Source organism: Brucella thiophenivorans, from assembly GCF_002252445.1.
Taxonomy (GTDB): Bacteria; Pseudomonadota; Alphaproteobacteria; order Rhizobiales; family Rhizobiaceae; genus Brucella; species Brucella thiophenivorans.
Window position 1 is genome coordinate 1 of sequence record NZ_NNRJ01000047.1, and the last position, 8,090, is coordinate 8,090.

Here is an 8,090-nt window from a genome sequence, read left to right on the forward strand (position 1 = left end):
CAAAGACTTCGAGAAAACCATCGCTTCTTCCGAAGCCTGGATTTACATCGCAAATATCCGCTTCCTTACGCGGCGTATCGCAAGAGCCTGATATCGTTACATTCATTATGATTCAGGCTCTGAGATACTTGTCTCTCATCATTGGGCAATCGGATATAACCTGCCGACTGCCTTGCATAATCCCGGTGGCGTTATCAGCCAGTCATTGGGATGAAAGCCGGAAAAATCTAATTCCCGGCAGTCCAATCTTAGGGCCCAGTGCGCCAACCGGGTCTTAAGCTTTCCGAAACAATCCGAGCTTTTAAATCAGCTAGCCACTGGCGGTGACTGTCGCGCTTACTCTTATCGGCTGAGAGAAGTTCCATTCGACGCTCTATGGAGAAACTCCGTACTGTCCATTCGCTAAATCTAAATGACACAATACAAAATAAAAAAGAATGTGGTGCCAGAACACCGGCTACGTAAAAATTGGCGCAGGTCTTGTAGCAAAGAATCTATCAAAAATGAAACAAGCACACCGTCATGGCAGGTGTGCGAAGTCAATAGCTTATCACCCTCTTTGTCATCTATAGTGTGCAATGGATGACAATATCTTTCAAACGCATGGGCGCGCCCAACCCGGATCTGTGATTAGCAAAGGCGAAATCTCCATCGAAACGGCCTCAATTTTTACAAGAAAGCTGCCGCAAACAAACAAATGAGAGAATGGGGCTCGCAGGTGCTCTACTGCACATAAGCGTGCAGAAATTCAACCCGACCGATAAGGCATTTTCTAAAATCGATCCATTACTATCAAAGGCAAAAATACTCAAATATAACGAACTGTAGAAAGCTTCTGGTTTCTTGTGCAAGCGGTTTGTAACCACAATAATGACACAAGTTTTACAAAGCCGCTACACATGTTACATGAATCAACTACCTATGCACAAAATAATTGAGAAAACATAGGGTCTTGAAATGTCGCGGCGTTTTCTTCATTCGCCAAAATAGCTCTCGAGAACCTCATTCGGAGAGGCGTCCATTTTAACTCTTCCATGTTCAAGCCATACTATTCTGTTGCAGTTCTTTTTTAGCAGGTCCTTTGAGTGGCTTGCAAGAATGAGTATTTTTGTCGAGTCGACAAGCTCTCGCATGCGAACGTTAGCGCGCTCCTTAAAGTCCTCATCACCTGTCGAAAGCCACTCATCCATTATCAGGATTTCCGGACGGATAGCCGTTGAGGTTGCAAACGCCAACCTTAGCTGCATTCCCGAAGAGTAAGTGCGAAACGGAACATCCAAGAATTCTCCAAGACCTGAAAAATCAGATATCTGATCAAACTTTTCAGCAATTTCCTCTGGCGGCATACCCATCATCGCTGAGCGCAGACGAATATTTTCTTTTCCTGTCGCATCTGGGTCAATGCCGAGATTAATATTGATCAACGAAACGCAATTGCCATTGATGATTGAACTACCATGTGTCGGCGTGTAAATCCCCGACAAAACACGAAGTAGCGTGGTTTTCCCGGATCCATTGTGGCCGATCAATCCCACTCGATCCCCATCCTTGAAAGTCAGGGAAATGTTGTCAAGACCACGAACGATCACCAGACGGTCACTACGTCTTTCGATCTTTCCGCCCGTTGCAATGCTAAGGACTCTATTTTTGAGCGAACGACTTGTCGAGTTATAGATTGGAAACTCGACGCTAACATTCTGAAGGTGAATTAAACTCATTTTCTACAACCAATACGCTACGCGCCAACGATATCGCCCAAAAAACACGATTGCGACAGTCCAACCTATTATCGCGCATGCAAAACCAAAGGTCCAGTCAAGCAAAGATGGGGGTGATCCGAAGAGAGGAGCTCTTACGAGCTCGATAAAATGATAAAACGGATTCAATTCGATAAATGCGCGTGACACGTGATCAGGAAGAATCTTCACCATCCACATAATTGGTGTAGCATAGAACAGTACCTGTAGAATATTTGTTACGACCTGAGTCATATCCCGGAACCGGGCGCAAAGAATAGCCAATATGAGCATCATCCAGGATAAGTTTAGACATAAGAGAAGGAACCCAGGAATTGCCCAGAGCGCATTAAAACTAATCATCTTGCCGAGTATCAGAAGAAGAATAGGAAAAATAACGATGTTATGAGCGAATATTATTACGTTCCTCCATATAGCACGCATTACGTGCGTAAATAGAGGCATTCGAACTTGCAGAATTATACCATCCGAAGAAGTAAATGTTGTGCATCCCTCATTTAAACAGGTTGAGATAAAACCCCACGTAATAACACCAGCACAAAGATAGGGCAGAAACTCTCGCATTTCACTTTGGAAAAGTGTGCCAAAGATCAGTCCGAGCGCACCGATGAATACGGCCATGTTCAACGTAAGCCAGAAAGCGCCAACACGGGAGCGGCGATATCGTTGAGCGACATCTTGCCAACCGAATATCAAAGCCAATCGATATTTTGATAAAGCTTCTGTGATATCACGAACAGCGACACCTGCTCCTTTTGTTGGCTCGGCGATTGCAACCTCATGGGTTGAACTTGCTGCAGAAATGTCGGTACTCATGATCTTATCTGGGCCGATCTTCTATTTGTCATGACTGCCACTTTCTCAAATATTTTTTACAAATGTGTTATAGCGTAATTGAAGAATTGGCGCGCCTAAGTCAACTGCGTGGTTATCATTGAATAAGGCCCTTTTGGGGCCTTGCGCTGTTATAGTGCATGTCAACAGTAAGAATGCTCGATAAAAGGCATTGAAACGTACTCAAATTCGGTAATTGGCTACTCATTTTCACGCTTAGCTACGGCCTCAATGACAAGTTTCCACTGAAATTCGTTTCTGCCCTGCTCCCATTTGTACCCGAAGGGATTGCAAACAATGCGAGTTCTCCCTATCCAGGTGTCAAAAGCGTGGTAAGTGTGGCTACAAATCCATAGTACGGGCGCTATATCAGAATGCAAAAGGCGGTCGAATGCGTCGTCACTGTTAGCAAACAGATAATTTGCCTTCATTCCTGCATAAGCTCGAGGAGTGCAATCCGGATGCGGCATGTAATGTGTTACAGTGATCGTGCTGCCATTAAATGGTTCAGAGAGCTTTCCTCGGATGTAATCCGCATTAGACTGATGAAGATTGAGCATGTCTTCTGGGGTAAATCGCTTTCCGCTCCGCATGTAGATCGCTCTGAAGTCGTGTAGCGTTCCCCGCGCTTCCCACATGCGCTGCTGTAAGTCTGACGATGTGGCGAGATTCATTTGAAAGTCCACCCACAGTGTTGCTCCCAGAAACCGTGTATTGCCTATAAACAGCTCATCCTCATCAAGAAAATAGAACCTGGATGACCAATTAAGTGACAAGGTCTCGATTTCCTTGATTGTCTGCCGGTCAGTTTCCATGCAGAGGAGGCGATCGCTCGATAGCCATCGGTCCTTATCCTAGTAGAATTCGTGGTTTCCGGAAACATAAATGATTGGTTTTTCATAGCGTGGAATAAGAAACTATAGCGTATCAGTGAGTTCTGGGGCGATGTTGAGTCCCTGGCGATGATTATCAAATCACAGTCAGGCGCTTACTCACGCGTTGGATAGGGCACATCTTGAAGCTCGCTATGAACGTCAGACCAGATCTACAATTTCATTGACCAATTCATCCTATCATAAGTTCTTCAACAATTTTATGCGGTTGCAGCACTCGTTAACCGCAGAACCTTTAGCAACTGCAACACAGAAGCTCTCAACAGCTACGCCAGGGCTGAGCCTATCATAAGGTTCAGCTTAACACGGCAGGATGCATCTGAACCGCGCGGATAAGCTGTTGAGATATTTCAATTAACGCCGGTTGCTCACCATCATTGATGATCATACTGCCCATCGCTACTTTTTGAGCGATGTTAATGCTTTTTCACCCAGACGATAAAAGCGGCTGAACGTTCTCGCATAGTCTCTGTCGAGATCAATAAGCCAAAGCTCCGAGGTTTAACCATTTGGAACGATGTTTCCCAACATTGGATGCTCGAATAGAACGCCCTCTAAACAGGTAGCTGCAGGTGAATTCAACTTCCAGTTTGTGATCATCGGTGCGCTATTTAACTCCAGTTCGTTAGGGTAATTAGCACGTAAAATGCGTTCGAGATCAAGGACAAGATCTTTCAGAATAGAGATTTCCAGTTCAAGTTCTTGACGGTTCATTTTTCCATTTTTAATGGTTACGGTTATGCAATGCTCCTAAAAATTTTAATGTATGAAGGGTTGTTCGTGCGCACCGCAATGCGCCCGAGGATAGGTTCGTTTGTGTAATTGCATCTGCTTGCTGCGTAATCGTAGGGCCGCTTTCTTGGCGTCGAGCGCATACCCGGTCCCACACCATGCGGTAGTGCTCTAAGCACATAGCCCGCTCGGGTCATCATAATCGAGAAGGTCAAAGCGTATCAATTCCGCGCCGCATATCTGTCGCCCCGCAAGCCAGATAGACCCGCACATTTCCTGAAGGCCCGATCATGATGCTTCCACACAGGCGATCAACGATGCCAGTGTCTTCCGCTCAATATCCGGAGGAACTTTCAAACCTCGACCGTTGCGCAGCACAATCTCGATAGATACGCGTCTCGCCTCAGACGAAAGCGGCTGCTCCAGAGCTTCCTCATCAAGCAGTTTCACAGGGATGAATGATGACGGTGCATCGAATGGACTGAGTACTCTGTGCCATACGCGGATCTGGGCCGGGTAAATATCATGGCGGCGGGCAACATCCCCAATACGCACTCCTGGCCGATCCGCTTCAGCCAAGATCTCTAGCTTGGCTGCTTTAGACCATCGCCGTCTGCGCTCAACGCCCGAAATAATCTCCATGCGAGCCATGCCAACCTCTAAGTTCTGGTATTAATGTCAGCACTAATGCTGGTTCTAATGCCAGAACATCGCCCAAATGGCTCCATTAGCAAAACCCACTCACCGGACGCTCACCAAGAAAGCGATAATTTTCATTTTTTGATGCACGAACGATCATAAAATGAAGAACCACGCGGGCAATATCATCGCGTGAGGGTCTTCGTTCCACTTTGAATCTATCGCGAGACACCCTCTGGCGCTCCCGCTGTTTGCGCAAACGTTCTGCTTGCTTCCTGCTCAACGACTTCATTAGCTCTCCAATGTCAGCATCCTTAATTTAACTATGAGCTCGGAAACCGTCGGCGCAAAATGATTTTCTCCGCCAAGCTCTCCCCAGCAAACCACGTTTGCTTCGGAATCGGAAAACTCAGATTTGGCAACGTCTGCGTAAAAATCTGTAACGGAAAAACTGAAATCGGAATCCGATTACTGCAAATTGTCATAAATCTAGGTGCCTTATGTGCAACCCAAAGTGAAGCGACTGCACGTCATGCAGATTTTGGGGTAATCTAAAACACGCTTTAGGTAACTCACCCCAATTTAGTCTGCATGAAAGTTTGATCAACACTAACGCCGTTTACCGCGGGTGTTGAGGTTCGAGAGCAGCTGAAACCTTGTGAGTAATAAAGGTCCCGAAGATGAGTGATCACAATGGAAATTTTCAGCGGCAAGCACTCTCTTACCGCCTTTCAATCGAAAGCCCGATTACGACCGTTTCGAAGCCCTTTGCTTTCGCATCCTAAACCATAGAGCAGGTTCAGAAGCCTCAACAAAAGGCAAAAGGCGAATTGGTTGACGTTCGAGATGATCTGTAATTATCGGGTAAGCATCAATTGCCTTTTGCATAAGACCCAACCTCGCGATTTGTGTATAACGCGTTTCGCCTTCCGTTCGTCCAAGATGGCCCGTGATGTCCTCGATAATTGAAAGCTCCACGCCTTGTTGTTTCAGCGTGTTGCTAAATCCATGGCGAAACGCATGGATCGTGCGGTCCCATAGTTGCTCTGCAACTTCCTTCTCTGCCTTCATCAACGGCACGAAGGTTTTATAGAACCGGTCACCCGGATTGGCTTTCGATGAGGGTGACATCAATTCAGGAAACAGGCTTAAGTGATTCAACTCCTTCAGACGATCCACATAGTCGATGAAGCCAAGGCGCAAAAGCTCGGCAGGGACGGGTACGGATCGTGTTGACTGCAAATTTTTGACACCCCGAATTGCGTTGGCTCTGATTTTGACAGCCCAGATACCATCTTCCTGCAGGATGTCTGCAACAGCCAGGCCAGCTGCTTCAGCTCTTCGCAATCCGAGATATGTGATCAACATCGGAACGAAGTAGAGTGATGAGTGATAGACTTGGTCACCCGGAATGCGCATCAAATTAGGAACAGATCCCGCACATCCAGTAAAAACAGGAAGTTGGAAGATGGGCGCGATCTGTTCCGGCTCCGGTTTGTCTGTCAAGGCGCGAACAGTTGCAGAAGATCGCTTCTTCGGTTTGATACCTTTGAATGTGAAAGCGCGTAATGCATAGCCGGATGCGACTATGTGGTTAAGGAACTGCTCAAGGTTGCCCGGATGACGTCGGATAGTTCCGCTCGATAGGCCAACCTTAGGTGCAGGCTGCTTATTACGTTCCGCGAGTGTGACCGCCCGTTGTGTTGCCCCGCGTAATTGCAAGGTTGTCATCGCGACGTAGCGTTTACTGCTGCCCCATCGTGTAAGGATGTTATTGAAGTGCTGACGCAAGGCGGCCAGATGTGTTTGGTCGATGCCGCTGCTTGTGAGAACATTGTGTTCTGTCAGAATGCCACTGAAAATACGAACAATCGTCCTGACATCTTTTGCCGTGTCTTCATTCCAGTTCTCACGATTATTGGCGATCAGAAGCTCACATTGTTTCATGAACTGCTTCACGGGGAGATCAATGCCATTCAGCGCAGATGGTACTGCAGCGATAACTGCGACATGGCTGTTAAGTGTAAGATTTTGCCGCGTACTACTATCTGGCATTGTCATTGACTGAGCCAGGGCAGCTGGCGGAGGCCCCTCAACGACATGTTCAATAGGAGGTTTAAATAAAGAGGTCGTTAGACCATCTAATAGAATATCAGCGCGGGCTCTAAAGTACTCAGATTTCGCCTTTTCGAGATTTAGAATAGAATTAGGCAAACCTTGCTCTTGCATGAGTACGCCTATTTTTCTCCTAAAAAGCGGGCTCTCAGCGTCACTGAGTTCTTGATAATATGTCGTGATAATTCCATGACGAAGATCAATCGGCACCTTTGTATGTTCGAGAAAACGCCAGCCTTTGCAATTTTTTTTCAAATAGAATGTGTCGAGTGCCAAATTTTTCAATTAACCTATACGCCCAGCCCACCTCCAGATCAGGACCCAAACTGTTGGTATGAACGTTATGTGTTTCAAAGCATATTTCAGCAGACTGCTTGGTTAACTTCAGGTCGTTCATCCTAGAGATTTCGGCTTGAAACAAGCTTTTGAGTGCATTCTTTGGCATGAAAGCAAAGCGCGGGTTTTCTGCGATTTCATAGAGCATTAGATTGAGCTTGCGGACCATATATCCTGAGTATCGATAATCAGGTTCTTTGAGACTTAGAGCGATGTGACGCGATCCAAGTGAAGACACCAAACGTACGGGAACGCGCGGACGCCAGTAATAGAAATTTCCGCGCTGTTGCAGGTTCGGAACTTGATGTCTGACTGCCATTTTATATCCGTCATCTGGAGCTGACACGGTATCAATTTCCATAAATCAGCATTCACCATAACTCTTTGCCACAGTTATGTGCGATCAGTGAATATAAGAAAATTGAAGAATTCCACCCCAGTGGAAAGACAAAAAGAATCAATAAGCTTATGATTTTGCTCGTGATTCATGGCTGGGGCGCCTGGATTCGAACCAGGGGTGCCGGTACCAAAAACCAGTGCCTTACCGCTTGGCTACGCCCCAACTAAGAGCGTGACTTATACAACTTTTTGACAGAACTCAAGTGCCAGTTTCATTTGAACCTTTATTATTGTTAACTGTCTAGCTTTCAACAAATCCCCCAATAATGTTCTCTTTTTGAGTTCCTGTAGAATTGGCGCTTATTTTCGACCCAAAAGGCGAGTTTTAACGGATTGCTTGCGATGTATGAGAAGTGGCTCGGTTTGTCTGAACAGTTTTGGGCGT

At 46.3% G+C, this 8,090-nt stretch carries 7 protein-coding genes and 1 tRNA gene; all 8 read right to left on the bottom strand.

All coding sequences use genetic code 11. The features are described 5' to 3' along the window. Positions 1-974: 974 nt before the first annotated feature. On the bottom strand, positions 975-1,718 hold the full coding sequence (locus tag CEV31_RS13365; protein ID WP_094507563.1) for an ABC transporter ATP-binding protein: 744 nt from the start codon (positions 1,716-1,718) through the stop codon (positions 975-977). A gap of 3 nt (positions 1,719-1,721) precedes the next feature. Beyond that, positions 1,722-2,573 carry an ABC transporter permease gene (locus CEV31_RS13370; protein WP_094507564.1) on the bottom strand — a complete coding sequence of 284 codons (852 nt, stop codon included), beginning with the start codon at positions 2,571-2,573 and terminating at the stop codon, positions 1,722-1,724. Between the two features lie 218 nt (positions 2,574-2,791). Continuing rightward, the gene (locus tag CEV31_RS13375) at positions 2,792-3,406 is read right to left on the bottom strand and encodes a metallophosphoesterase family protein (RefSeq protein WP_235818105.1); all 615 of its coding nucleotides are present in this window, start codon (positions 3,404-3,406) and stop codon (positions 2,792-2,794) included. Between the two features lie 579 nt (positions 3,407-3,985). Beyond that, entirely contained in the window at positions 3,986-4,198 is a 213-nt protein-coding gene (locus CEV31_RS21300; protein ID WP_235818106.1) for a hypothetical protein, read from the bottom strand. 306 nt (positions 4,199-4,504) lie between these two features. Next, positions 4,505-4,867, bottom strand: coding sequence for an IS66-like element accessory protein TnpA (tnpA, locus tag CEV31_RS13385; RefSeq protein WP_094507565.1), 363 nt, complete (start codon positions 4,865-4,867; stop codon positions 4,505-4,507). Between the two features lie 735 nt (positions 4,868-5,602). Continuing rightward, complete coding sequence (locus CEV31_RS13390) at positions 5,603-7,255, bottom strand: tyrosine-type recombinase/integrase (protein ID WP_169717357.1); 1,653 nt, start codon at positions 7,253-7,255, stop codon at positions 5,603-5,605. Then, positions 7,170-7,667 carry a DUF6538 domain-containing protein gene (locus tag CEV31_RS13395; RefSeq protein WP_094507567.1) on the bottom strand — a complete coding sequence of 166 codons (498 nt, stop codon included), beginning with the start codon at positions 7,665-7,667 and terminating at the stop codon, positions 7,170-7,172. Before CEV31_RS13395 ends, CEV31_RS13390 begins: the two co-directional genes overlap by 86 nt. 127 nt (positions 7,668-7,794) lie before the next feature. Then, a tRNA-Gln gene (locus CEV31_RS13400) sits at positions 7,795-7,868 on the bottom strand. Positions 7,869-8,090 lie beyond the last annotated feature (222 nt).